Below are 24,138 nucleotides of genomic sequence, written 5' to 3'. Positions count from 1 at the left end.
GGTTGATTTCCGAACTCAGCCGAACACATCGAGCGGATAGGCCGTTCCCGCAGCCAGCCGAACGCCTCCGACCGCTGATTCCAAACTGAAAACGGGGGGCATCCCCCACTATTCGGTGGGGGATACCGCTCCGCGGCGCATGCCGCGGGCGGCGCCCCTATCGGACCACCGTGACCTCAGTTGGGATGGGCCCAGCACCGCGGCGTACTCGGTGGGGTAGAGCCGACTGATCGTCTTCACGTCGCGTATGACGATATTTCGGTCGTCCGGCTCGGTGACGCCGTAGCCGAACGCCTGGAGCGTCTCGATGGACTCCTGGATTCTCTGCTGGAACATGGGTCCCGGATCGACCCTCGGCCCGAGGTACCCGCGCCAGAGGCACGGCGAGACACGCAGCATGTTATGGATTTTGGAGATTGGCTCGATGTCGGCGTAGACGTTGAGCGTCGCCATGGCGTCCTTGTGCCCGAGGATCGATTGGAGCGCCTTGATATCGCCGCCCTGGCGGATCCACTGCGTGGCGAACGTGTGGCGCAGGCCGTGGAACGTGATCAGCTCGTCGTTGGTGCCCATGAGGCCGTTGGTCTCCGAGAACGTCTTGAACGCCCTGCGGATATAGCTCGCCGTCGCGAAGGCCGCGCCCGGCTCCGACAGGATGTAGCAGTTCCCGATCTCGACCGCCCCGGTAAGGTTGCGCGAGCGCAGCTTCCCGCGGTCGATCTCGTGGATCTCCTTCAGGAAGGGGAGCAGGCCGACCGGGTCGATGGGGATGCCCCTGGCGTCATGGGTCTTGGTGTCCTTGATGAACGAACCCATCCCCTTCGCGTACGCCACCGAGTGCCTGATCGAGATCAGGCCCGTCTCGAAATCCACATCGCACCACCGAAGGCCGCAGACCTCGCCGATTCGCATCCCCGTGTGCAGGGCGAGTACGACCGCCCCCTAATCCTCGGCGGACCAATCGAGTCCGAACTCCTTTCGGGCATCCTCTTCGCTCATGACTTCGAGAAGGTCTCCGGGTTGGCAACGAAGGGCGAGGCATAGCTGCTCGAGTGTGTTGAAGCGAATGCCGCGAATATGCCCTTTTTTTATACGGGACAGGTTCACGGGCGTGGTTCCAATCCTTTCGGCAAGTTCGTTCGAGGAAATCTTTCGCTCGGCCATGATCTTGTCGAGGCGAACAATTACGGGCATGGCGTTTCCTTACGCAATCTCGTCGGAGTCGAGGTACAGCTCTCGGGCGTACAAGAAGAGCTGGGAAAGCATGAGCAAGACGATGCCGAGAACCAGAGAGGTCCAGTCGAATGATGAAGCGATCTCTTGGGCGCCGACGGCCCCCTCGCCGCCAAACATCGAAACGGAGGTTTCGAGTGAGCCGGCGTAGAAGCTGGTGGCAGCTTGAACAACGAAGAGAATGCCGAGCACCTTCAAGCATGTCGCAGACCCTTTCTTGAAGGGGTCTCCGCTCTTGATCGTCCACACGAGAACGGCGCTGAGGATGGTCGTGGCGATACCGATGACGGCAGGGGCCAATGTCGAGATCGCAAGGGCTGGATACGCGGGGGAGTCTGCAATTACAGGGTTGTCGAGCACTTCGATTGCTGGCTTTAAGGAGAACGCCACTTGTGCGATGGCGGTGACGCAAAGGGCCGCAGAGGCTATCGCACATGCGATGCGGAAGGAATGAAGCCGGGGAGTGCGATTGTCGTAACTCATAATAACCTCCGAAGAATTTAAAAACCTCAGGTTACTTTTTAACAGTTTATGTTAAATTGATTTTGCCGGCAAGTAATCACAGCATGCTGCAACCGAAACCCCTCTAGATTGGAGAGGATTATGTTCAGTACTGTTAAGTCGTGTAAGCTCTTGGTTTTCCTCGGCCTCGCTCTTTGTCTGTTGCTGCCGGGAGCCCCCGCTTTTGCGGATACCCCGATGCCTCCTTCCCAGGAGAGCAGCCAGTGTGCCCTCGTTGAGCCCCTCGGGTATACGGACGACGTCGTCGATACCTACTGGAGCTACAGCTGTCCTCGCGGCGTGAGCGGGCACAGCATCTCGATGTTCAACATCTCTTACAAGACGATCTCCTACCGAAATGGCTATCGCCGATCCGCGCATCATAGGGAATCCCGCCTCGCTGCAATGTGTTCCTGTGGTGTTCTTGGCACAACTGATAAATGGCAATTTGTCTATAGCACCTACTAGATGCGAGGAGGGGCCGAGCATTTTGTTCGGCCCCTCTGTTCCGACTGGATGAGGTTAAGGTTGGCGATGAATATGCTCAAAATCTCGAAGGCAATCTTTAGGTCGCTCCTCTCCTCCAGGTCGCTCTGTGTTGCCGTTGTTGCGTTGATGGTTCTTTGTGCTCTGCCCGTCTTCAGGAGCGCGGCTGGCATCGACGGACGGGTTGAATACCTCGAGTCGGGAATAACCCGTGTTGAGCAGGAATTGTCAGCATCCTATGCGGATGCGCTTGTGAATGCGGGGGAGGAGGGCGTCTATACCTCTTCATCAAGCATGCCCGCGCTTCTGTACCCTCTTGCCGCGGGGCGTCTTGTCTTGGCGCCGCTCTCTCCTCTGCTTCCGTTTCTGCAGGTATCGGATGGAGCGTACTCCTTTTATGACGGATCGAAGGAGTACTTGCTATGGGCCGCAACGGCCGTTGCCGTCTCGTTCCTTGCCGCGCGTCTTAACAAACGTGAAAAACTCATCATCCAGGCACCGATGGGTGAGCTGGGCAGGCTTGTTGCATCGAGCGTATGGGCGAGTGTTTTTGCGATGCTTGCCGTCTTCGCCGTCAATCTTCCAGGGATAATCGCCGCACTTGTGAAGAATGGCCCGGGCTCGCTGTTCTATCCGATAGGCTACGTTCAATATGCGACTCCGGTTATCAAACCGGCTTGGCTGGTGTTCGCACAGACGGCCATCTTGCAATTCTTGGTGGCGGCGTTCATCTCGCTCGTCGTTCACCTTGCCGTGAAGATTGCCAATAACCCTACGCTTGGAATCGTGTTCGTATGTGCCCTGATGGGGGCGACGATGGTTCCCGGGTATTACGGAAGATCCATCGCTTTACGTGAGTTCGCCCTGTTGAATCCCCTTACGTATGCGAACACTGAGTTGACCGTCGGCGCCTATAGCCCGTACCCGACAACGCAGATAGTGAATCTGCCTGGACTTTGCTTCGAGCGTGGCGCGATTACCCTCGTATGCGCAATCGGGATCGAGGTGCTGGCAATTAGCCTGCTTTGCGTTGCTGGAAAGAGCGGCTGCGCGCGCCCGATGTCCCCGATTTGTCTTGAGAGAGGTTCCTTCACCGCATCGAGAACGACAGCCCGTTCGAGCGCTTGTACCTCCGCCGTTGCATACGTAAGAACGATGGGGAAGCTGCTCCTGCATTCTCCTGCCCTCGCCGTATGCGCGATTGCAATGTCGACGGCGATGCTGGCCCCGGCTCTGGTCGAGGTGTTTCCTGACGCTGGTGACGTTTCCGCTGTTCGGTATAGGGATGGGGAGCTCCGTTCAATAGATCGGTATCTAGAGCAGGACGTTGCGAATATGGACGTCGAGGGCAAAGCGGCCCTGGAAGGCATGCGAGATGCTCTTTCGGGTTTCGTGTACGCGCCCACGCCTGCGGAGGGGTTTCGAAGCCTTGCGACGTACGAGCGCGCTCGAGGCGAGCTGGGCGCGGCAGATGCGACCCTCCTGCAATCGATCGGAATCGAGCCGGAGACTCCTTCTCGTGCGGAGGCGCGCGCCCTTCTGCTCGAGTCGATCGCGAGCTTGCCGGACCCCAAGGTTTACGAGTTAAGTACGAAGATGCCCCCATTAATCCTCCTTTCCTATCTCCAGGCAGCGCTTCCTTCCTTGTTTTGGCTGTTGCCCGTGGTTGTCACATCGCTTGCGTGCACCTACCTGCGGTGCCGTTCCCTTCTGGTTTTCCAAGTCCCCGCAACAGCGCATGTGCGTTTTCTGACGGCTGTTGCGCTGTCTCTCCTGCTTGGCTTGGCGCTGCTTTTGGTGTCGATGGTTCCCGCTGCGGTTGTGTCCTTGATTAAGAACGGTGCGGGTGGATCGGAGTATCCCGTCGCTCTCATTCGGGCGGGAGCTTCGACAACGTCCATGGTGGGGGAGGCGGTGTTGTGCAGCATTCCGTTGCTGGTCATGGCATACGGCGTGATTTCCGTCGTCGCTGCGTTGACAGCAGCGATTAGCCGCAACCCCGTTGTCACCGGAGTGGTTTGCGCGGTTCTCTTGGTGTTGGGTTCGTTGAGCGCTCATGTTGAAAGCGCGGGCATGGGCGTCGCGCTGCTGGCTCCATTCGCCTCGTTTGATCCCGCTTCCCAGGTGGGGACGATTGGGTTCCTTGGGCGAGGGACGAACGCGATGCCTTTTGGAGAGGTCGTCGGCGCATCGGTCGCTCTGCTGGTGGTCTTGGGCGCCGTATCTCCGTTGATGGTGCGCCTGAGTGTTCCAAAGATCGAAAGGGGATGATCTCGATGATTGGCCTTCAAACGCTGACGATCTCTTATGGAAAGAAGGTACTCGTAGATTCGGTGGACGCTGAGTTTGCCCCGGGTACGGTCTACGGTCTCGTCGCTCCGAACGGGCATGGAAAGACGACGTTGCTGCGGGCGATGGCAGGTTTGCCGGGTCCTCGCGTGGACGGGAGCATCGTTCTGGATGAGGCGCAGGGCACGGGTACAAGAGAGGTCCGTTCTATGATCTTCTACGCACCTGGTGAGGGGACGCTGCTGTATCCCGGATTGCGTGCGGAAGATCACCTCAAGATGGTTTGCGATATGTGGCCACATGCTCGCGATATCGAAGTGATAGTGGAACAAACGCAGATAGGCGAGTTCGCGAAGATGAGGATCCGTACTCTGAGCCAGGGCATGAAGCAGCAGCTTACCCTGGCGATTGCGTATGCGACGGGTGCGCGGTACCTTCTATTAGATGAGCCCATGAACGCGCTCGACCCCAGCAGGGTGGACTTGCATTCAGAGATCCTCAGGAAGCTGGCCGATTCTGGTACGTGCATCATCATGTCATCCCACATCTTGGATTCGGTCGATAGGCAGTGCGATGAGATTCTGTTTTTGAAGGATGGGAGGCTCATTAGAAGCATCCCGCAAGATGATACTGCGCCGAAGTCTCGTGGATCCCATTTCGCAAAGCCTGCCGGACGCGCCGAGGGTGCGCTAAGCACGTATCGGCGACTCTACGAAAAGGGCGGGTAGAAATGCAAGTTAAAAATCTATGTGGTCAATATGATACCGTTGAACCCGCGTATCAATACCGCTCAGCCATTTGCCTCGCCCCCGTCGCACGTATCTTCATTCGGTCTGTCATTAATTAAACTAACGATGCTTTGAGAAATGTAGGTGCTTCTAAATGTACTGTCGACTTCTTCTCAAACTAATCCTAAGAGACAGGGCCGTATGGATCTCTACGCTCGTTCTTGCCGCAGCCTTCTCCGTCCCCATCGCGTTCAATTCACCCATCTTCGGCCCCTTCTTTATGAAGCAGGGCATGCAGAGCTTTGTCGACGCATTCAATACGCGCGCAACCCAAGCCAACGGCAATATGAACGAGCGAGGAATCATCACGTTATCAGGGGCAATTTTGAGAAAGGAGATGTTTTCTATCCAAGACGTCCGTTAGGAGGACACAATGAAGAAAATCGTCGAAACCGGGATCACCAGGCGAGCCGCTATCGCCGCAGCGGCGGTTGGAGGAATCTCCCTACTGATGCCAAAAGGGGTGTTAGCGGCGGAATTTCAAACACTTGATCAGAATCGAATCGACTACTTCGTTCGCCCCGACCTCACTGAAAACCAGTTTGACGCGATGCTCCGCGAACGCGCGGAGGAAGAAGCTGCGCAAATCATCGAGCAAGCCCTCGCCGGGTACGATGGCGACGCACGAGCCGGGGGACGTCCGACCTACGACACGGTATACGGCAGCGTGGTAAACAAGAGCACTGGATGGCATGACGTCGCCGGACAGCCGGCGGGCGGCGTGCAGATATCGGGAGGTGGCTCTATCTTCGTATCACCTTCCGGCGGCGGATCGGTCGGTGTGTCGGTATCCCTTCCCGGAGGAGTTGGCAGCGTGAGCGTTTCCATCCCGAAGGCAAATCGCTCCCTCAGCGTGACGGGGTACGCGGTCAACATTTCCGGATCGGGCTTCTACAAGGCGACGGCGAACGTGACCCACAAGATTCAACCCTACGTCGTCTATGAGACGACGAACGGGGTACGCAGGGTCTACGCAAAGATGGCCACCAACACGTTCTACAGCATGGCTCTCGGCAAGCGCAAAGTAGGCTGACATGAAGACCGGCTCCGCCAAAATACCCATTGCGCTGGCGTTATTGGTCGCGATAGCCGCAATCGCAGTCTCTGCCGTATCCATAAAAGATGCGAACACCTTGAAACATGGCATTTCCGAAGGGTTCCGCCTAGACGGAGTGTACCGAGACCACGAGACCGGCTTAACCCAGCTCTCCTTCCTTGGGGAAGACGAAAACAGGTGGCAAATCGTCGACAGCAATGGAAATGTGACCGACGGTTCATTTGAGACAACCGGCGATCCGAACATCTTCATGTTGGCCGACCAATCAGGAGATGATTACGGATTTGTCCACCTGGCTTACGCCTCCGCAGACGGAAACCAAGGAAGCCTTTATTTGAACACCGGAACGTCGGTGCTCGAATTTGACAAGGTAACCAGCGGCCCGGCTTTCGTCGTGCCGTAAATGCAAATCGAGTGTCATGAGAGAAGAGGGGACTGGCCTTGCCAGCCCCCTCTTCCTTTTACTGCCCAAGCGGGAATGCTCACCACTGCAGTTCGCGAACGTCAGACGCTTCCTCCGCCCGCGGCACTCGGCCAGGTACATGCTGATGATGACTTGATACGGCACCACTGTACGGGCGGACTCCGCCTTGAAGTAGTCGATGTTCTAGCCGTCGATGTTCATAGTGACGCGGCGGCGCACCTTCCCGATGTAGGGGTTCGGAACGCTGTCGGAGAAGTCGACCTCGGCGGGCATCTCCATAATCTCGTCCTTGCCATTCGTTTCGATAGCTCCAATACTGCCGTCCCTCTGTCCTCGTCGATTTTCTCGCCGAGATTATCCTGATGGTCGAGCCGCCATGCCTCTCGCAATGGCAAACCGTCAGCACCCACGATTCCAGAACGTTGAAATTTGCAACGTTCTACCAGTGCGTGGGTCGTTTTGAAGGTAATTCATGGGACCATTTGTCGGTAATCCGTGGGTCATTTTTCCTCGCGTTGTGCCGAAAAGACCGTGAACCTTTTGTGGGACACGCGGCGCCGTGGTACCATAGCCGAGTTTGTTGTCTTGGTCGGAAACCAAGACGCCTTATGCGCTGATCGGTAACCAGCGCCTGACCAATAAGGAGTCCTACCATGAAGCAGGGTATCCATCCCCAGTATGTCGAGTGCACGGTGACGTGCTCCTGCGGCAACACCTTCAAGACGCACGCTACCGTGTCCGAGATGAAGGTCGAGCTTTGCAACGAGTGCCACCCGTTCTACACCGGCCAGCAGAAGTTCGTCGACACCGGTGGACGCGTCCAGCGCTTCGCCGACAAGTTCGGTGGCGCCGCTGCCGCTCAGCTCAAGAAGGCCGAGGAGGCCAAGGCTGCCAAGGCCGCCAAGGCTGCTGAGGCCGAGGCCGCTCGCAAGGCCGCCGCTGAGGCTAAGGCTGCCGAGAAGGCTAAGCGTGCCGCTAAGTTTGCCGAGGAGGCTGCCAAGCAGGCCGCCGAGGCTCCCGCAGAGGCTCCCGTCGAGGAGGCCGCTGCCGAGGCCGAGACCACCGAGGCTGCTGAGTAAGTAGCTCGCCGCGGAAACACTCGCATTCATGGCATAAGGGCCGCGCATCCGTTTGGGTGCGCGGCCCTTTTCTTTTTATTGGTGCAAGCTAGCCCGTCCCCATTGCGCCAGGTTGGTGCGAAGGGGACGGGCTAGCTTGCACCAAATGGCAGAGAGAGGCAGCGGTTTCCCAGATAAAAGCCGCCAAAATAAACCAGTCCCTTTTTGGCAGGCTGTCGTAGTTATTACGTGGTCGAGCGTGTCGACCGCATAGGCGGCGCCTTGTTTGGCTAAAGTACAAATATCTGTGTTTAACTCGTCCAAGGTTTTATGCCACGGGCGATGGCCAAAAAGGAAAACCACATGGGATTCATGTCAAAGCTGCTGTCCTTTGGATCCGATAAGGACCTCAAGCGCTACTACAAGATCGTCGACAAGATCAACGGTCTTGAGCCACAGTTTGAGAAGATGACCGAGGAGGAGCTCCGCGCCCAGACCGATAAGTTCCGTGAGCGCTACGCCAACGGCGAGTCGCTCGACGACATGCTCCCCGAGGCCTTTGCCACCGTGCGTGAGGCTTCCAAGCGCACCATGGGTATGCGCCACTTTGACGTGCAGCTTATTGGCGCCATGGCACTGCACGAGGGCCACATCGCCGAGATGAAGACCGGCGAAGGTAAGACCCTCGTCTCCACGTTGGCTGGCTATCTCAACGCTATTGCCGGCAAGGGCGTGCACGTCGTTACTGTCAATGATTACCTTGCCAAGCGCGACTCCGAGTGGATGGGCCGCATCTATAAGTACCTGGGCATGACCGTCGGTCTGCTCCAGAACAACATGCCGCTCGAGCTCAAGCGCCCGGCCTATCAGGCCGACATCACCTACGGCACCAACTCCGAGTTCGGCTTTGATTACCTGCGTGACAACATGGTTACCCGTCCCGAGCAGCGCGTGCAACGCGGCCACAACTACGCCATCGTCGACGAGGTTGACTCCATCCTGATCGATGAGGCCCGCACCCCGCTGATCATCTCGGGCGCTGGTACCAAGTCCGCCAGTACCTACAAGGACTTCGCGCGTGCCGTGCGTGGCCTTGAGCGCGGCGAGGACGTGTCGCACGACATGCTCACCGCCACCGAGGACGTCGAGCCCACGGGCGACTATGTCATGGACGAGGCCAAGCACACCATTGCCGCCACCGAGCGTGGCCTTAAGAAAATCGAGCGCCGCCTAGGCATCGAGGACATCTACGCCGATCTCTCGGGCCAGCTGGTCAACCACCTGCAGCAGGCGCTGAAGGCCCAGTACATGTTCCACCGCGATAAGCAGTACGTGGTCACCAACGGCGAGGTCAAGATCGTCGACGAGTTCACCGGCCGCATTATGGAAGGCCGCCGTTACTCCGAGGGCCTGCACCAGGCCATCGAGGCCAAAGAGGGCGTGCTCGTGCGCGAGGAGAACCAGACGCTGGCGACCATCACCCTGCAGAACTACTTCCGCCTGTATGACAAGCTCTCCGGTATGACCGGTACGGCACTCACCGAGGACGCCGAGTTCCGCGAGATCTACAAGCTGCCCGTTGAGGTCATTCCTTCCAACAGACCCGTGCAGCGCGTGGACCACGAGGACCTGGTCTACCGCACCATTCAGGCTAAGTACAACGCCGTTGCCGACGACGTTGAGCAGCGCCACGCTAAGGGCCAGCCGGTCCTGGTGGGTACCGTCTCCATCGAGAGCTCCGAGAAGCTGTCAGCCGCCCTTACCAAGCGCGGCATCGCGCACGAGGTCCTCAACGCTAAGCACCACGAGCGCGAGGCCCATATCGTTGCGCAGGCCGGACGCTACGGCGCCGTGACCATCGCTACTAACATGGCCGGTCGTGGTACCGACATCCTGCTGGGCGGCAACCCCGACGAGTTGGTGCGCGAGCGCCTTGAGTACGAGGGCCTGACCATGGAGGACGTAACGCCCGAGCAGCTCGAGCAGTTTAACGCCGAGGCCAAGGAGACCTGCAAGGCCGAGCGTGAGCGCGTGCTTGCCGCCGGTGGCCTGACCGTTATCGGCACCGAGCGCCACGAGTCCCGTCGTATCGACAACCAGCTGCGCGGCCGCTCCGGCCGTCAGGGCGATCCGGGCGAGACCCAGTTCTACCTGTCGCTCGAGGACGACCTCATGCGCCTGTTCGGTGGCGACAAGATGGACCGCGTCTCCAAGATGATGGTCACGGCCGACATGGGCGACGACATGCCCATCCAGCACAAGATCATCTCCAAGGCCGTCGAGAGCGCCCAGCACAAGGTCGAGAGCATCAACTTCTCCATGCGCAAGAGCGTCCTCGAGTACGATGACGTCATGAACAAGCAGCGCCAGGTCATCTACGCCGAGCGCAACAAGATTCTGGACGGCAAGGATCTGACCGACCACATCACCGAGGTCATGCACGACACCGTGTACCGCTGCGTGCAGGAGTTCTGCACCAAGGACAGCCACGATGGCGAGCGCGATCTCGAGGGCCTGCGCAAGTGGGTCGTGGAGCTCACCGGGCATATCGATACGCCCAAGTTCCCCGACGAGGACTTTGAGGCCCTGGCTGCCGATGTCCTGGCCTACGTCGAGAAGTGCTACAACATGAAGGCCGAGCGCCTGGGTGAGGACCTCATGCGCGAGCTCAACACCCAGGTCATGCTGCGCGTCATCGATACCCGCTGGATGAACTACCTGCAGGAGATGGACTACCTCAAGACCGGTATCGGACTGCGCGGCTTTGGTCAGCGCGACCCGCTGGTCGAGTACAAGACCGAGGCTTATGGTGCCTTCCAGATGCTCGTCGACACCATGTACGAGGATTACCTGCGCACCGTCCTGCGCATCGAGATCAAGGCCGCCCCGCACGCCGTGGAGCACAAGGAGGACCCTGCGCTCGAGGGTGCACACTTCTCCGGCCCCGCCGATGTCGATGGCGACAACGGCAACTCGGTGCTGCGCAAGCAGGCACAGGTGCAAGCCCGTACGGTCGTCCAGGGAGGCCCGGCTGCCGTCAACAACGGTGGCAAGGTGACCACCTACCGCAAGTCCGAGAGCGATGACCCTTATGTCAACGTGGGCCGCAACGACCTGTGCCCCTGCGGCAGCGGCAAGAAGTTCAAGTACTGCCACGGCAGGAATCGTTAATGGCCGAGGCTTTAGAGGTAACGCCCGCCGAGCTGGACGCGTTTGCGGACCGGCTCGGCGAGGTCGAGTCGTATCTTCATTTGGACGAGAAGCGCACGCGCGTGACCGAGCTCGAGACCAAAAGCGTGGCCCCCGGCTTTTGGGATGACGCCGACGCCGCTCGCGCCACCATGGAGGAGATCGCTCGCGCCAAGGAAGATATCGCTGCCGTGGATACCGCGCGCGGCGAGCTATCTGACGCCCGCGCGGCGCTGGAGCTTGCCGAGGAGATGGGCGACGACCCCGATGCCGCCGCATTGCGCGAGGAGGCTGCCGCTACGGCAGAACGCCTGGCCCGCGCTATCGACGAGCTCGAGCTTTCGAGCTGGTTTACCGGTGAGTTCGATCACGGCGACGCGATTGTGACCATCAAACCCGGACAGGGCGGCCTGGAGGCGCAGGACTGGACCTTCATGCTCTTCAAGATGTACATGAAGTACTGCCAGCGTCGCGGCTGGAAGGTCACCATTAACGACTGCCCCGCAGCCGAGGTCATCGGCATCGACCGTGCGACCTTTACTGTCGAGGGCAAGGACGCGTTTGGCATGCTGCGCGCCGAGGCCGGCGTCCACCGTCTGGTGCGCATTAGCCCCACCGACGACAAGAAGCGCCGCCAGACCACGTTTGCCGGCGTCGAGGTCATCCCCGTGCTGCCTGACGATATCGACATCGAGATCAGTCCCGACGATATCCGCGTGGACGTGTATCACGCGAGCGGCCCGGGCGGACAGGGCGTCAACACCACCGACTCCGCCGTACGCGTGACGCATTTTCCCAGCGGCATCGTTGTCACTTGCCAAAACGAGCGCAGCCAGATTCAAAACAAGGCCGCGTGCATGCAGATTCTCAAGGCCCGTCTGTACGAGATCGAGCTCGAGAAGCGCGCCGAGGCGCTCGACGAGATTCGTGGACCCAAGACCACGATCGGTTTTGGTAACCAGATTCGCAGCTACGTGCTCTACCCGTATCAGATGGTCAAGGACCTGCGCTCGGGTGTGGAGACCAGCAACGTCGAGGCCGTTCTCGACGATGGCGATCTGGATCCGTTTGTGATCGGCTACCATCGCTGGGCAACCGGCAACGCCGATGCGGAGGCCCCGTCTGTCTAAACCCATAGGGTTGGCTTTGGGCAGATGTGGCCAATACGGACCCTGAGCGGGGGTGGTATTTGGTCGGCGAATCGGTAAAATCGAATACAAGAAGAAGCTCAAAGCGCATCCGTTTGGGTGCGCTTTTTTGAGGGAGGCAGCATGGCATATCGTCTGGACATCAAGCGCATTCTTTCGATGAACTTCTTTCGCGATCTGCCCCAGATTATGTTGGGGTGCGCTCTGGCCGCTATTGCGACCGACCTGTTTTTGATTCCCAACGGCCTTGCTGCCGGTGGCGTTACGGGCCTTGCCACCATTATCCAGGCGGTCGGCGCCTCGCATGGCATATCGCTTCCCGTCGGTATCCAGACCATCGTGATGAATGCCTTGCTGCTGCTGGTCGTTATGCGCGAGGGCGGCATGTTCTATGTGGTGCAGACCGCGACGGGCTTTGTGCTGCTGGGCTTTTTCACCGACCTGTTCGCTCCGTTTGTGGCGCCGTTGGCACATGCCGATCTGATGCTGCCCGCTATGTGGGGCGGCATTATCACGGGCATCGGCTACGGCATGGTGCTGCGCGCCGGTGCCAACACCGGCGGCTCCGACACGATCGGCCAGATCATCTCGCGCAATACGTCGCTACCGGTGGGCTCCACCGTCATGGCGATCGATGTTGCCGTGTGCGCGCTGTCGGCCCCGGTCTTTTCGGTCGAAAACGCGCTGTATGCAGGTCTTTCGATGGTGATCAGCGGCTACGTGATCGATGCTGTGGTCGATGGCGGCAACAAGCGTCGTATGGTGCTCATCATCTCGGACAACTTCCCCGATATCGCGGCCGACATCATGTATGGCCTGGGCCGCGGCTGCACCAAGTTAAAGGCGACCGGTATGTATTCGGGCGCCGAGAAGCCGGTGATTATGGTCATCGTGAGCCGTCGAGAGCTCAACACCCTGAAGACGATCGTGCGCGAGCGCGATCCTCACGCCATTGTGACGGTTGCCGATGTTACGGAAACCTTTGGCGAGGGATTCAAGGACATTAACGCGTAGGGCAGGCTGCGCCCCATCCAAAAGACGTTCACATTGATAAACCGTTTCATCAGTGGGTCTGCCTGCTAAATTGCTCAAATAATGATAAAAAGTCTGGTAAAGCCATCAGTTTCCAGCATAATGAATGACGTACGTGCATTGCGGCTGTGTTGGGATTACCTTCTGTGCCGTGCGCATTTTGTCTAATGAGGATGAAAGGAAGGCACAATGAGCGACGAAGAGCTCAAAAAGGTTGCCAACGAGGTTAGGAAGGGCATCGTCACCGGCGTGCACGCTGCCAAGTCCGGCCATCCGGGCGGTTCGCTCGGCGCTGCCGACATCATGACCTATCTGTACTTTGAGGAAATGAACGTCGACCCGGCTGATCCCCACAAGGCCGACCGCGATCGCTTTGTGCTCTCCAAGGGCCACTGTGCTCCGGGTCTGTACGCCGTGCTCGCCGAGCGTGGGTTCTTCCCCAAGGAGGATCTCGAGACGCTGCGCCATATCGGTAGCCACCTGCAGGGCCACCCCAACATGAACGACACCCCGGGCGTCGATATGTCCACCGGCTCGCTGGGCCAGGGCATCTCCGCCGCCGTGGGCATGGCGGTTGCCGCCAAGCACTGGGGCGATGACTATCGCACCTACGCCCTGCTGGGTGATGGCGAGAGCGAGGAAGGCCAGGTCTGGGAGGCCGCCATGTTTGCCGGCAACCAGCAGCTCGATAACCTTTGCGTGATCGTTGACCACAACGGCCTGCAAATCGATGGTCCCGTCGAGGAGGTCAACGACCCCATGCCGCTGGCAGACAAGTTCCGCGCCTTTAAGTTCCACGTGGTGGAGCTTGCCGACGGCAACGATTTCGATCAGATCCGCGCCGCCTTTGCCGAGGCCCGCGCCACCAAGGGCCAGCCGACCGCCATTATCGCCGAGACCATGAAGGGCAAGGGCGTTTCCTTTATGGAGAACCAGGTGGGTTGGCACGGCAAGGCCCCCAACGATGAACAGTTTGAGCAGGCCATGGCAGAGCTCACGGCCGCCGGAGAGGAGCTCTAGGATGGCAGACGTCAAGAAAATCGCCACGCGCGTAAGCTACGGCGAGGCCCTCGTCGAGCTCGCCAACGAGCACGACGACTTTGTGGTCCTCGACGCCGACCTGGCCGCCGCCACGCAGACCGGCAAGTTTAAGGCCGCCTGCCCCGATCGTTTCTTCGATGTGGGTATCGCCGAGAGCAACCTGATGGGTGTTGCCGCCGGTATCGCGACCACCGGCCGCGTTGCCTTTGCGAGCACCTTTGCCATGTTCGCCGCCGGCCGCGCCTTTGAGCAGGTCCGCAACTCCATCGGCTATCCGCATCTCAACGTTAAGATTGGCGCCACGCATGCCGGTATCTCGGTGGGCGAGGACGGCGCCACGCACCAGTGCTGCGAGGATATCGCCCTCATGCGCGTTATCCCTGGCATGACCGTTATCGTTCCCGCCGACGACGTCGAGGCCCGCGCCGTGACGCGCGCCGCCTACGAGTGCGACGGCCCTGTGTACATGCGCTTTGCCCGTCTGGCCTCGCCGGTTATCAACGACCCCGAGAACTATAAGTTCGAGTTGGGCAAGGGCATCGTTATGCGCGAGGGCGCCGACGTTACCATCATTGCCTGTGGTCTGATGGTCGGCGAGGCCCTCGAGGCCGCCGAGCAGCTTGCTGCCGAGGGTATCGACGCCGAGGTCATCAACATGCACACCATCAAGCCCATCGACGCCGACCTGATCGTCAAGAGCGCCACCAAGACCGGCCACGTCGTGACCGTCGAGGAGCACTCCGTGATCGGTGGTCTGGGCAGCGCCGTTGCCGATGTCCTGTGCGAGCAGTGCCCGACGCCGCTCAAGAAGATTGGCGTTAACGACACCTTTGGCGAGTCCGGCCCGGGTGCAGAGCTCCTGCACAAGTACGGCCTGGACGCCGCCAACATCGTGGCGACCACCAAGGAGTTCTTGGCATAAGGCAAGGCGAGGCAAAGTATCGCTTCAGCAACCGTATGCAATCCATAGCAGGGGCGTCCTCAAAGAGGACGCCCCTGTTTTTTGTCGGCAACAAACAAATTAGGCCCGCACCAAGCAAGGGCTTTCTCCGGGAAACGGGCCCAGACCAGCAAAGTGCAATTCAGACCCTTCCAACTTTGTATATGCAGCACCGTAAGATAAACGCGGCGGCCCCTTAGTAGCCGCAGGCCGCGCGTAGGGTTACCTCCCAAATCTTTCCGCAGGACGGAGGAGCCCCGCCGCACGTAGTGCGCAGCGGGGGCTCCGACATGTCCGAGGACGATTTGGGAGGTAACCCTACGCGCGGCCGGTGAGACCAAACCCCGCCATGCTTCTTATGTGCAGCAAAGCTAATGCTGCTAAAATACAAAGCGCTCATGTAGTTTAAACGCACGACGATAAGGAGCACCAGTGGGTAACCACTTCCGTACCTCCGGTGCGGGCGATGATGCCCCCAAGACGCAGACAGGCGTCCAGGGCAGTCGTTTCGCCACTCCGGATTCAGAGGGCCAGCCTGTTGCTCAGGCCCCCGCTCAGCCGGCAGATCAGGCACAGCCGGCATCCGATCCCTTTGCCTACAATCCCACCAGCGATGTCGCGCTTTCCGGCACGGCGGGTTTTGAGCCCGTTCAGGCCGTGACCGCTCGCGTGGAGCAGCCTCAGGCTGGCGCCGCCACGCCGCAGCCTACCATGGCCGGCATTCCCGACCCCATGGCCCCTGCGACGCCGGTTCCTCAGCCTGCGCAGTCCGGCCTCTTTGCCGCTATTCCCGACCCCACGCAGCCTGCTGCCCCGGTGGTCAAGAGCGATCAGGCAGCCGAGGTCGCAAGCCTCGATAACGCGCTCAACAATCCCGATTTTACGTCGGTGTTTGCGCCCATCGATCCGCAGGCCAGCCGCAAGAAGATGGCCAAGCAGGCCGGTGTCGAGCCCGTCATCCTTATGGAGCATGTCACCAAGATCTATCCGGCACAGCCCAACAAGCCCGCGCTCGACGATATCAACATCGAGATCTATCCGGGCGAGTTCGTCTTCCTGGTCGGTCACTCCGGCTCGGGTAAGACCACGCTGCTATCGACGCTCAACCGCGACGTCAAGCCGACGAGTGGCCGCATCCTGGTTGCCGGTCAGGACCTCATGAAGATCAAGAACCGCAAGGTTCCGTTCCTGCGCCGCCAGATTGGCGCCGTGTTCCAGGACTTTAAGCTTCTGCCGCAAAAGACCGCCTACGAAAACGTGGCGTTTGCCCTGCAGTGCATCGGCAAGCCCAAGGGCGTCATTCGCAGCCAGGTGCCCGAGGTGCTGCGCCTGGTCGGTCTGGCCGATCAGATGGACTCGCTGCCCGACCAGCTTTCCGGTGGCGAGCAGCAGCGCGTTGCAGTCGCCCGCGCTATGGTCAACCGTCCGCCGCTGCTGATCTGCGACGAGCCGACGGGCAACCTCGACCCGGCGATCTCGCTGGGCATCATGAAGCTGCTCGAGCGTATTAACCGCACCGGCACCACCGTGATCGTCGCCACGCACGACCGCGAGATGGTCGATAGCATGCACCGTCGCGTGATCGCCCTCGAGGGCGGCCACGTTATCCGCGACCAGGAGAGGGGAGGTTACGGCAACTATGGCACCAACTAACGTGGGTTACTCCTTCAAAGAGGCAATCAGCCACTTCTTCCGTAACTGGACTACCTCGCTCGGCGCCGTCATCACGATTTTCCTTTCGCTGTTTATCATCGGTCTGTTCATTATGGGCTCCGCGATGCTGAACTCCGTGATCGGCACCGTCGAGGATCAGGTTGTTATCAACGCATTCATCAGCGATGATGCCGACCAGGCGGACGTCCAGGCCTTTGAGGCCGAGCTCAAGACGTGGAGTAACGTCAAGTCCGTGACCTATAAGGATAAGGACGACGCGCTGGCCGAGTATACGAGCAAGATGTCGGGCAACGCCGATGCCACCATGAGTGCGCTCGACGGCCAGAACCCGCTTCCGGCCTCGTTCGCGATTGAGATGGACGATCCGTCTCAGGTCGAAAGCACGGCCAAGAAGCTCAAGAAGAATGCCGATTTCCAGAAGATCGCGGATGACGGCGACGTCAACGCGAGCGTGCTGTACGGCCAGGAGGAAGTGAGCCGCCTGTTCCAGGTGACCAACTACATCCGCATCGCCGCCGTGGTGCTCGTTGGCCTTCTGACCTTTATCGCATTCATCTTCATCAACAACACGATTCGCCTGTCCATCACGGCGCGTCGTCGTGAGATTGCGATTATGCGTCTGGTCGGCGCCAGCAACGGCTTCATTCGTGGCCCGTTTATCACCGAGGGCGTACTGCAGGCCATTTTGGGCTCGCTGCTTTCCATCGGCGTTCTGGAGCTGCTGCGTAATCTGATGATTCCGCGTCTGCAGGAGAGCATCGGCTGGATGTCGTTTGCCCTGCCGATGCAGTACTACCTGGTGACCTATGCTGCGCTGATTCTGGTCGGCGTGATTATCGGTCTCTTTGGTTCTGCCATCGCCATGCGCCGCTACCTGCGCGTGTAGGCATGCCTGGAATTCACCCCTTCCAACGGGTCGTCTCTTATGGGGCGGCCCGTTTTTTGATCCCTAGGGAACGGCAGGATTGCGGATCATCGTGGCGCTGGTCTATCTATGTGATCCGTTTTCCTCCGCCCCCTAAGGACCATTTGGGTAGACTCTTGGGGTGTAAACGACCATCGATAGTTAGGAGGCGCCATGGGGCGCAATAATAAGCATAAGCGTGGAGCTCGCAATAAGCGCGGGCCGGTGCGCAGCGGACGCCGTCCGAGCCTGACCGGACGCGTGCAGCTCCATGAGCATAGCGCCTACGTTGTAACCGAAAACGGCGACTACAAGGTCATGGGTCGCGGTAAGCGCGAGATCATGGATGGAGATACCGTTGCCGTGAGCATTAAGAACAGCCCACACGGTGAACGGCGCGCCGTGATCGAAGGCGTGGTTGAGCGCGCAGCCATAAGCGTGGTGGGCACGTACCAGACCGCCGGTCCGCTTGGTGTGATCGAGCCGCTCGATTCGCGTCTGAAGGCCGACTTCTTCATTCTGCCCGAGGATACCTCGGCGGATTGTTTGGGCGTCCACCCGGGTGATGCCGTTGTCGCGCGCATTTTGACCTACCCGACGCGCCTGGAATCGGGCACCGTGACGATCGAGCGCCGCATTGGCGGAGATGACGCGCCCGATTTGGGCGTTCAATATGTGATGGCGCGTTACGGCTATACCGATAGCTATCCCGAGGCCGCGCTGGACGAGGCCGAGGGACTTTCGCTCGATGTGACCGCGGCGCTTAAAGATCCGCTTCGCCGCGACCTGCGCGACCGCTTTGTCATCACGATCGACCCGGTCGACGCGCGTGACTTTGACGATGCCATTTCGCTGGAGCGCACACCCGGGGGCGGCTACAAACTGGGTGTGCATATCGCTGACGTTTCTCACTATGTGGCTTGGAACGGGCATATCGATCTTGAGGCTCGCCATCGTACGACATCGGTGTATCTGGCCGATCGCGTGCTTCCCATGCTGCCCGAACGCCTGTCCTGTGACCTGTGCTCGCTTCGCCCTGACGAGGACCGTCTGGCGTTTACCGTTGACATTGAGCTCGATGCGCAGGGCCGCGTTCGCCATTACGATCCGTACCCCAGCGTGATTCGCTCGCGTGTGCGTATGGATTATGACGGCGCCGAGGCGCTGCTGGTGCGTGCCGGCGCGGTTGAGCATTCGGTGCTGGAGGGTGCGGCCGAGGATGTTGCGGCTGTTGAGACCTCGCGCGAGGAAGCGCTTGAGCGCGGTCTTGCGTGCGAGGAGGCCGCCCGCGGCTACAACGTCGACCTCGGCGATTTCCTTGTCGCCGCCAACGAACTCGCCGAACTTCGCCGTCGCATTCGTCGCGCCCGCGGCTCAGTCGATTTTGACACGGCCGAGATCCGCGCTCTATTGGATGAGGACGGAGTACCCGTGCAGATTGTCGCGCGTGAGCGTTCGTGTGCTACGTCGCTTATCGAGGAAGCCATGCTGCTCGCCAACGAGTGCGTTGCAGAGTGGCTGGCAGACCGTGATATCGAGGCCTGCTATCGCGTGCATGAGGATCCGAGCCCCGATAGCCTGCACGGTGCCGCCGTTGCGCTGGCGCAGCTCGGCATCATCGACGATCGCCGTGCTGCCGGTATTGCCCTGGGGAGTCCCGATGAGCTACAGGCTGCAGTTGATGCTGCCGCCGGTACGGCCAACGCACCGCTCGTCAACACGCTGCTTCTGCGCAGCATGCAGCGCGCGCTGTACAAACCGCGTAACGAGGGCCACTTTGCGCTCGCCGCGCCGTGCTACTGTCACTTTACGAGTCCCATCCGTCGCTACCCCGATCTGGTGGTGCACCGCGTGCTCAAACTGCAGTTGGCATACGAACAGCTGGGTGGAAAAGACGCCTTAGTGCGTACGCCCAGGCTAATCGGAAAAGGCCGGGAGTCGCTTCCGCGCATTCTGCCGCAAATTTGCCGTGCGTGCAGCGATGCCGAGCGCGCGGCCGACGCCGCCAGCCACGCGACGCAAAAGATCAAGATTGCCCAGTACTACGAGGATCGCCTGGGCGAGCGCTATGCCGGAACGGTCTCGTGGGTTAGCAGCATGGGCCTCTTTGTACGCTTGGACCTGACGCAGGTCGAAGGCTTGGTTTCGATCAAGAGCCTGGGCAACGAGTGGTTCGAGTTCGACGAGGACGCGCTCACGCTCACAGGTGCCGACACGGGCACCCGTTACGAGCTGGGGCAGCGTGTGATCATCGAGGTCTCGCGCGTCAATACCACGCGCGGGCACTTGGACTTTAAGCTTATCCATTAGCTAAATCCCGACTCGTGGCGGGAGAGCGGAGGGCGGTCTTTCGGGGCCGCCCTCCGCATTTGAATCGTGGCTACCTTGCCGTCTGCTCGGCCGCCCGCTTACCTGCTATTTGAGAGGTAAAACCTACCAAAATAAACCTGTCCCTTTTTGGCAGGTTTACAAGAAAGCGGGGATGAGATGGCGACGGTGTACGGTTATGCGCGGGTGAGTTCGCGCGATCAGAATCTTAATCGGCAGCTGGATGCGCTGGGCGCCTATGGCGTGGGCTCGGCGAATATTTATGCCGACCATGCGAGCGGCAAGGACTTCGATCGACCGCGTTATCGCGAGCTGCTGCACGTCCTGGGAGACGGGGACGTGCTGGTGGTGCTTTCTATCGACCGACTTGGTCGTAATTACTCCGAGATTCTTGAGGAATGGCGACGCATTACCAAGGAGCTCGGAGTTGCCATTGTGGTGTTGGACATGCCATTGCTTGACACGCGCGCCAGGGCCAGCGGCGCGCCGGATGTGACCAACACCCTGATTGCCGATATAGTGCTGCAACTGCTGAGCTACGTGGCGCAGGTGGAGCGCGAGAATATCCATCGGCGCCAGGCGGAGGGAATTGCAGCGGCGCGGGCGCGAGGGGTCCGTTTCGGTCGACCTCGCAAGCCGTGCCCTCCTCAGTTTGAGCTGGTGCGCGATAGCTATGAGGCAGGCGATATTACCCGCAGCCAGGCGGCAAAGCGCCTGGGCGTGTGCGTGGGGACGTTCGATCGCTGGATGCGCGAGTCGGGGTAGGGGTTTGCGGCACGTCCGATTGGCGCCCACGCGAGGCGGTATCGGTAACAGCCCTGTTACCGATAATGCGACCTTGTTGAATTATTTTGTGTCGCGCGTATTTCCGAGCGGTCGGATTTGAGGGGCGAGCGGTAGAACGCTCGCCCTTTGTGCGCCACGATGCGGCACAATGTACCGTAAAAGCTGTTTGTATCCGGTACGAATCGTTCGTTGGTCTTTAATTCTTCTCAACGGAGGTGTTTGAGATGGCAAACGGATTGCTTTTGCGGCTTCGCGAGCGTGAGCTCAGCGCGAGCCCGGCGGAACGCAATGTCATCGCATATGTAAGCGCTCATCCGCACGAGGTGGTCGGGCTGTCCGTCCGCGGTCTTGCCGATGTCACGTTCTCCTCGCCCTCGAGCATTTTGCGCTTTTGCAAGCGCTTGGGTTTTGCGGGCTACAAGGAGTTCCAGCGCGAACTGATTGCCGAGCTGGCGCTCTTGGGTGACAAGAAAGACGTTGCCCTCGAGGACATCTCCATGGATGACAGCGTCGAACGTATCGTGGGGAAGGTGATGAAAAGCAACGTGCGCACGATCGAAGCGACGGCGCGAACGCTCGATTACACCGTCTTGGAGCGATGTGCGGCCTATCTTAAGCGGGCACGTGCGGTCAATCTGTTCGGTATCGGTGCCTCTCGTTTGGTCGCGCACGATCTGGCGCAAAAGCTCATGCGTGTCGACAAGGAGTGCCATCTGTACGACGACTGGCATGATCAGCTCTTGTGTGCCAAGAACATGCATGAGGGCGATATGGCAATCGCCTTTAGCTACTCGGGCTTGACGCAAGAGGTGCTGGACTGCACCGCCGAGGCCCAACGCCACAACTGTCCCGTTGTGGCCGTGACCAAAGTAGATGGATCATCCAAGCTTGCCACCATGGCCGATGCCGTGCTCGGCGTCGCTGCGAGTGAGCCCTTGGTCCGCAGCGGTGCCATGGCTTCGCGTATGGCCCAGCTTATGGTTGTCGATGCCCTGTACGCTGCTTACGTTGCCAGCGACTACGAACGGGCGACGCATGCCATTAAGCAAAACTACATCGAGAAACAGGAAAGATGAGGTGAATGAAATGCTCGATTTAACAAAATTCACGACCGAACAGCGTAATCAAAGGTCTATGGACCTCGATACGATGACATCGCTGCAAATCGTCACGACGATGAACGATGAGGATCTTCGTGCCGTCCAGTCGGTCACAAAAGTGCTGCCCCAGGTTGCCACAGCAATCGACTGGGCTGCTGAGGCACTCGAGCGCGGCGGGCGCGTCTTTTACATGGGCGCAGGCACCAGCGGTCGTCTGGGCGTACTCGACGCTTCGGAGTGTCCGCCCACGTTTGGCGTGTCACCCGATCTGATTGTCGGGCTCATTGCCGGAGGCGAGACGGCGTTTATCAAGGCTGTCGAAGGTGCCGAAGACAGCGAGGAGCTTGGCGCGAACGACCTGCGAGAGCGTGGACTCTCGGACAAGGATTGTGTCGTTGGCCTGGCAGCAAGCGGCCGTACTCCTTATGTGGTGGGCGGCCTTGTGTACGCCAAGGCAATTGGGTGCAAGACCATTGCAATTGCCTGCAACCAAGGGTCGAAGATCGGGGAGAGCGCAGATCTTGCCATTGAGCCCGTGCCTGGTCCCGAGGTGCTGACCGGCTCAACGAGGCTCAAGGCGGGAACGGTTCAAAAGCTCATCCTCAACATGATTTCGACCGGTGCCATGGTCAAGATCGGCAAGGTATACCAAAACCTGATGGTCGACGTGCAGCAGACGAACGAGAAGTTGGTGGTGCGCGGACAGAACATCGTGATGGAGGCGACCGGCTGCACGCGCGAGCGCGCTGTTCAGGCGCTTGTAGATGCCGACGGCCACGTAAAAACCGCTATTGTCTCGGTACTGCTGGACTGCGATGCCGAGCAGGCTGCGGTAGCTCTTGAGCGGGCGCGCGGCCATGTCCGTGCTGCGGTGAGTGGCCATGAGAAGAGCAATGCCGATGCCCAATAGGTGCGCGGCGTGAGCTGATATGACATCCAGATGAGATACCCAATACAAGGAGGAGTTATGACGAACAAAGAGCTGGCTCAAAAGCTGCTGGACCTTTTGGGCGGTAAAGACAACGTGCTCGCAAACGCGGCGTGCATGACGCGCCTGCGCGTGACCGTCAAAGACACGGGCAACGTCGACACGGAGGGTATTAAGGCACTCGACGGCGTGATGGGCCTGGTCGAGGACGACACGATGCAGATCGTGCTGGGTCCGGGCAAGGTGAATAAGGTGCTCGAGGAGTTCTCCAAGCTCACCGGCCTTGCGAAAGGCGTTGCTGACGAGAGCGTGGTTGACGCTGCGGCCACAAACAAGGCCGCGCAGAAGGCCAAGTACGAGTCCAAGCCGGTTCAGGCCTTCCTCAAGAAGATTTCCAATGTCTTCGTCGCCCTGCTTCCCGGCATCATTGCGGCTGGCCTCATCAACGGTATCTGCAACGTCATTAACGTCTCGACGGCAGGCGCGCTTGCAGGCGAGTGGTGGTACCAGGGCATTCGTTCCATGGGCTGGGCCCTGTTTGCCTATCTGCCCATCTTGGTGGGCTATAACGCGGCACGTGAGTTTGGTGGCTCCGCTGCGCTGGGCGGCATCGCCGGCATGATGTGTATCGCCAACAGTGCCATGCCCCTGCTTGCGCCTGGCGCGGCTGATCCTGCCACTGCCATTCTGCTGCCGCTTACCAATGCGCAGTACAACCCCGCAGCGGGCGGCATGATCGCGGCTCTCATCGCTGGTGCATTTTTTGCCTGGATGGAGCGTCAGATTCGCAAGGTTATGCCCAACGCACTCGACACGTTCCTGTCCCCGTTGCTGGTGCTCATCATCGGCGCCTTTGCTCTGATGCTCGTCATCCAGCCGGTTGGCGCATGGCTGACGACTGCCATCTTTAGCGTTTTGACCTTTATCTTCGAGAAGCTGGGCGTCCTGGGCGGCTATATCCTGTCGGCGGGTTTCTTGCCGCTGGTGTCCGTCGGCCTGCATCAGGCGCTCACGCCGATCCACGCTATGCTCAACGATCCCGACGGCGCTACCAAGGGTATCAATTACCTGCTGCCCATCCTTATGATGACTGGCGGCGGCCAGGTCGGTGCCGGTCTGGCGCTGTACTTTAAGACCAAGAACGCCAAACTCAAGAAGTACGTCGCCGAGTCCATTCCCGTTGGAATTCTGGAGGCTTCGGTAGTTTGTGTGACAAGGGGCTAGCCTAGGCA

At 59.7% G+C, this 24,138-nt stretch carries 20 protein-coding genes; 17 read left to right on the top strand and 3 right to left on the bottom strand.

All coding sequences use genetic code 11. The features are described 5' to 3' along the window. Positions 1-108: 108 nt before the first annotated feature. Genes DXD49_RS02825 through DXD49_RS09585 form a run of 3 tightly spaced genes read right to left on the bottom strand, consistent with a single transcriptional unit; the run spans position 109 to position 1,716 of the window. Positions 109-924 (bottom strand): site-specific integrase, encoded by an 816-nt coding sequence (locus DXD49_RS02825; RefSeq protein ID WP_255413328.1) that lies wholly within the window; start codon positions 922-924, stop codon positions 109-111. An 18-nt stretch (positions 925-942) separates the two neighbouring features. Next, positions 943-1,194 carry a helix-turn-helix transcriptional regulator gene (locus DXD49_RS02820; protein WP_006235292.1) on the bottom strand — a complete coding sequence of 84 codons (252 nt, stop codon included), beginning with the start codon at positions 1,192-1,194 and terminating at the stop codon, positions 943-945. Positions 1,195-1,203: 9 nt separating this feature from the next. Further along, positions 1,204-1,716, bottom strand: coding sequence for a DUF2975 domain-containing protein (locus tag DXD49_RS09585; protein WP_118405657.1), 513 nt, complete (start codon positions 1,714-1,716; stop codon positions 1,204-1,206). A 552-nt stretch (positions 1,717-2,268) separates the two neighbouring features. Here DXD49_RS09585 and DXD49_RS02800 point away from each other — a divergent pair. From DXD49_RS02800 to DXD49_RS02710, 17 genes are all read left to right on the top strand, one after another. Then, a complete protein-coding gene (locus tag DXD49_RS02800; RefSeq protein ID WP_117743532.1) occupies positions 2,269-4,491 on the top strand; it encodes a hypothetical protein in 2,223 nt (740 codons plus the stop codon). Between the two features lie 5 nt (positions 4,492-4,496). Beyond that, positions 4,497-5,237: an ATP-binding cassette domain-containing protein gene (locus DXD49_RS02795; RefSeq protein WP_158553158.1), complete on the top strand. Its 741-nt coding sequence runs from the start codon at positions 4,497-4,499 to the stop codon at positions 5,235-5,237. Between the two features lie 433 nt (positions 5,238-5,670). Then, complete coding sequence (locus DXD49_RS02785; RefSeq protein ID WP_117734374.1) at positions 5,671-6,330, top strand: hypothetical protein; 660 nt, start codon at positions 5,671-5,673, stop codon at positions 6,328-6,330. Between the two features lies 1 nt (position 6,331). Continuing rightward, a complete protein-coding gene (locus DXD49_RS02780; RefSeq protein WP_117734375.1) occupies positions 6,332-6,757 on the top strand; it encodes a hypothetical protein in 426 nt (141 codons plus the stop codon). A gap of 674 nt (positions 6,758-7,431) precedes the next feature. Continuing rightward, positions 7,432-7,857: a 50S ribosomal protein L31 gene (rpmE, locus tag DXD49_RS02770; protein ID WP_006235303.1), complete on the top strand. Its 426-nt coding sequence runs from the start codon at positions 7,432-7,434 to the stop codon at positions 7,855-7,857. Positions 7,858-8,199: 342 nt separating this feature from the next. Next, positions 8,200-11,007 carry a preprotein translocase subunit SecA gene (gene secA / locus DXD49_RS02765; RefSeq protein WP_117794157.1) on the top strand — a complete coding sequence of 936 codons (2,808 nt, stop codon included), beginning with the start codon at positions 8,200-8,202 and terminating at the stop codon, positions 11,005-11,007. After that, the gene (prfB, locus tag DXD49_RS02760) at positions 11,007-12,155 is read left to right on the top strand and encodes a peptide chain release factor 2 (RefSeq protein ID WP_117743528.1); all 1,149 of its coding nucleotides are present in this window, start codon (positions 11,007-11,009) and stop codon (positions 12,153-12,155) included. The genes secA and prfB overlap by 1 nt, the downstream gene beginning before the upstream one ends. A gap of 141 nt (positions 12,156-12,296) precedes the next feature. Then, positions 12,297-13,187 carry a YitT family protein gene (locus DXD49_RS02755; protein WP_117743527.1) on the top strand — a complete coding sequence of 297 codons (891 nt, stop codon included), beginning with the start codon at positions 12,297-12,299 and terminating at the stop codon, positions 13,185-13,187. A 207-nt stretch (positions 13,188-13,394) separates the two neighbouring features. After that, on the top strand, positions 13,395-14,225 hold the full coding sequence (locus DXD49_RS02750; protein WP_117734379.1) for a transketolase: 831 nt from the start codon (positions 13,395-13,397) through the stop codon (positions 14,223-14,225). A gap of 1 nt (position 14,226) precedes the next feature. Next, positions 14,227-15,168, top strand: coding sequence for a transketolase family protein (locus tag DXD49_RS02745; RefSeq protein ID WP_117763190.1), 942 nt, complete (start codon positions 14,227-14,229; stop codon positions 15,166-15,168). Positions 15,169-15,618: 450 nt separating this feature from the next. Further along, positions 15,619-16,839, top strand: a complete 1,221-nt coding sequence (gene ftsE / locus DXD49_RS02740; RefSeq protein ID WP_117734381.1) for a cell division ATP-binding protein FtsE — start codon at positions 15,619-15,621, stop codon at positions 16,837-16,839. Then, the gene (ftsX, locus tag DXD49_RS02735; RefSeq protein ID WP_117734382.1) at positions 16,826-17,746 is read left to right on the top strand and encodes a permease-like cell division protein FtsX; all 921 of its coding nucleotides are present in this window, start codon (positions 16,826-16,828) and stop codon (positions 17,744-17,746) included. Before ftsE ends, ftsX begins: the two co-directional genes overlap by 14 nt. Positions 17,747-17,938: 192 nt before the next feature. Next, positions 17,939-20,074 carry a ribonuclease R family protein gene (locus DXD49_RS02730; protein ID WP_117794156.1) on the top strand — a complete coding sequence of 712 codons (2,136 nt, stop codon included), beginning with the start codon at positions 17,939-17,941 and terminating at the stop codon, positions 20,072-20,074. A 177-nt stretch (positions 20,075-20,251) separates the two neighbouring features. Beyond that, a complete protein-coding gene (locus DXD49_RS02725) occupies positions 20,252-20,857 on the top strand; it encodes a recombinase family protein (protein ID WP_117734384.1) in 606 nt (201 codons plus the stop codon). A gap of 245 nt (positions 20,858-21,102) precedes the next feature. Then, complete coding sequence (locus DXD49_RS02720; protein ID WP_117794155.1) at positions 21,103-21,954, top strand: MurR/RpiR family transcriptional regulator; 852 nt, start codon at positions 21,103-21,105, stop codon at positions 21,952-21,954. A gap of 10 nt (positions 21,955-21,964) precedes the next feature. Then, positions 21,965-22,888 carry an N-acetylmuramic acid 6-phosphate etherase gene (murQ, locus tag DXD49_RS02715; RefSeq protein WP_117794219.1) on the top strand — a complete coding sequence of 308 codons (924 nt, stop codon included), beginning with the start codon at positions 21,965-21,967 and terminating at the stop codon, positions 22,886-22,888. Between the two features lie 57 nt (positions 22,889-22,945). After that, the gene (locus DXD49_RS02710) at positions 22,946-24,130 is read left to right on the top strand and encodes a PTS transporter subunit EIIC (protein WP_233541730.1); all 1,185 of its coding nucleotides are present in this window, start codon (positions 22,946-22,948) and stop codon (positions 24,128-24,130) included. Positions 24,131-24,138 lie beyond the last annotated feature (8 nt).

The sequence above is a fragment of the Collinsella sp. TM05-38 genome (genome assembly GCF_003466445.1).
In the GTDB taxonomy this organism is placed as follows: Bacteria; Actinomycetota; Coriobacteriia; order Coriobacteriales; family Coriobacteriaceae; genus Collinsella.
This window is presented reverse-complemented; position numbering and strand designations above follow the sequence as displayed.

Bases quoted from the DNA above. Each gene is read 5' to 3' on its own strand.
- secA (WP_117794157.1), top strand. From the start codon at position 8,200: ATGGGATTCATGTCAAAGCTGCTGTCCTTTGGATCCGATAAGGACCTC.
- DXD49_RS02725 (WP_117734384.1), top strand. From the start codon at position 20,252: ATGGCGACGGTGTACGGTTATGCGCGGGTGAGTTCGCGCGATCAGAAT.
- murQ (WP_117794219.1), top strand. From the start codon at position 21,965: ATGCTCGATTTAACAAAATTCACGACCGAACAGCGTAATCAAAGGTCT.
- prfB (WP_117743528.1), top strand. From the start codon at position 11,007: ATGGCCGAGGCTTTAGAGGTAACGCCCGCCGAGCTGGACGCGTTTGCG.
- DXD49_RS09585 (WP_118405657.1), bottom strand. From the start codon at position 1,716: ATGAGTTACGACAATCGCACTCCCCGGCTTCATTCCTTCCGCATCGCA.
- DXD49_RS02745 (WP_117763190.1), top strand. From the start codon at position 14,227: ATGGCAGACGTCAAGAAAATCGCCACGCGCGTAAGCTACGGCGAGGCC.
- DXD49_RS02755 (WP_117743527.1), top strand. From the start codon at position 12,297: ATGGCATATCGTCTGGACATCAAGCGCATTCTTTCGATGAACTTCTTT.
- DXD49_RS02710 (WP_233541730.1), top strand. From the start codon at position 22,946: ATGACGAACAAAGAGCTGGCTCAAAAGCTGCTGGACCTTTTGGGCGGT.
- DXD49_RS02720 (WP_117794155.1), top strand. From the start codon at position 21,103: ATGGCAAACGGATTGCTTTTGCGGCTTCGCGAGCGTGAGCTCAGCGCG.
- DXD49_RS02780 (WP_117734375.1), top strand. From the start codon at position 6,332: ATGAAGACCGGCTCCGCCAAAATACCCATTGCGCTGGCGTTATTGGTC.
- DXD49_RS02785 (WP_117734374.1), top strand. From the start codon at position 5,671: ATGAAGAAAATCGTCGAAACCGGGATCACCAGGCGAGCCGCTATCGCC.
- DXD49_RS02730 (WP_117794156.1), top strand. From the start codon at position 17,939: ATGGGGCGCAATAATAAGCATAAGCGTGGAGCTCGCAATAAGCGCGGG.
- DXD49_RS02800 (WP_117743532.1), top strand. From the start codon at position 2,269: ATGAATATGCTCAAAATCTCGAAGGCAATCTTTAGGTCGCTCCTCTCC.
- rpmE (WP_006235303.1), top strand. From the start codon at position 7,432: ATGAAGCAGGGTATCCATCCCCAGTATGTCGAGTGCACGGTGACGTGC.
- DXD49_RS02820 (WP_006235292.1), bottom strand. From the start codon at position 1,194: ATGCCCGTAATTGTTCGCCTCGACAAGATCATGGCCGAGCGAAAGATT.
- ftsX (WP_117734382.1), top strand. From the start codon at position 16,826: ATGGCACCAACTAACGTGGGTTACTCCTTCAAAGAGGCAATCAGCCAC.
- DXD49_RS02795 (WP_158553158.1), top strand. From the start codon at position 4,497: ATGATTGGCCTTCAAACGCTGACGATCTCTTATGGAAAGAAGGTACTC.
- DXD49_RS02750 (WP_117734379.1), top strand. From the start codon at position 13,395: ATGAGCGACGAAGAGCTCAAAAAGGTTGCCAACGAGGTTAGGAAGGGC.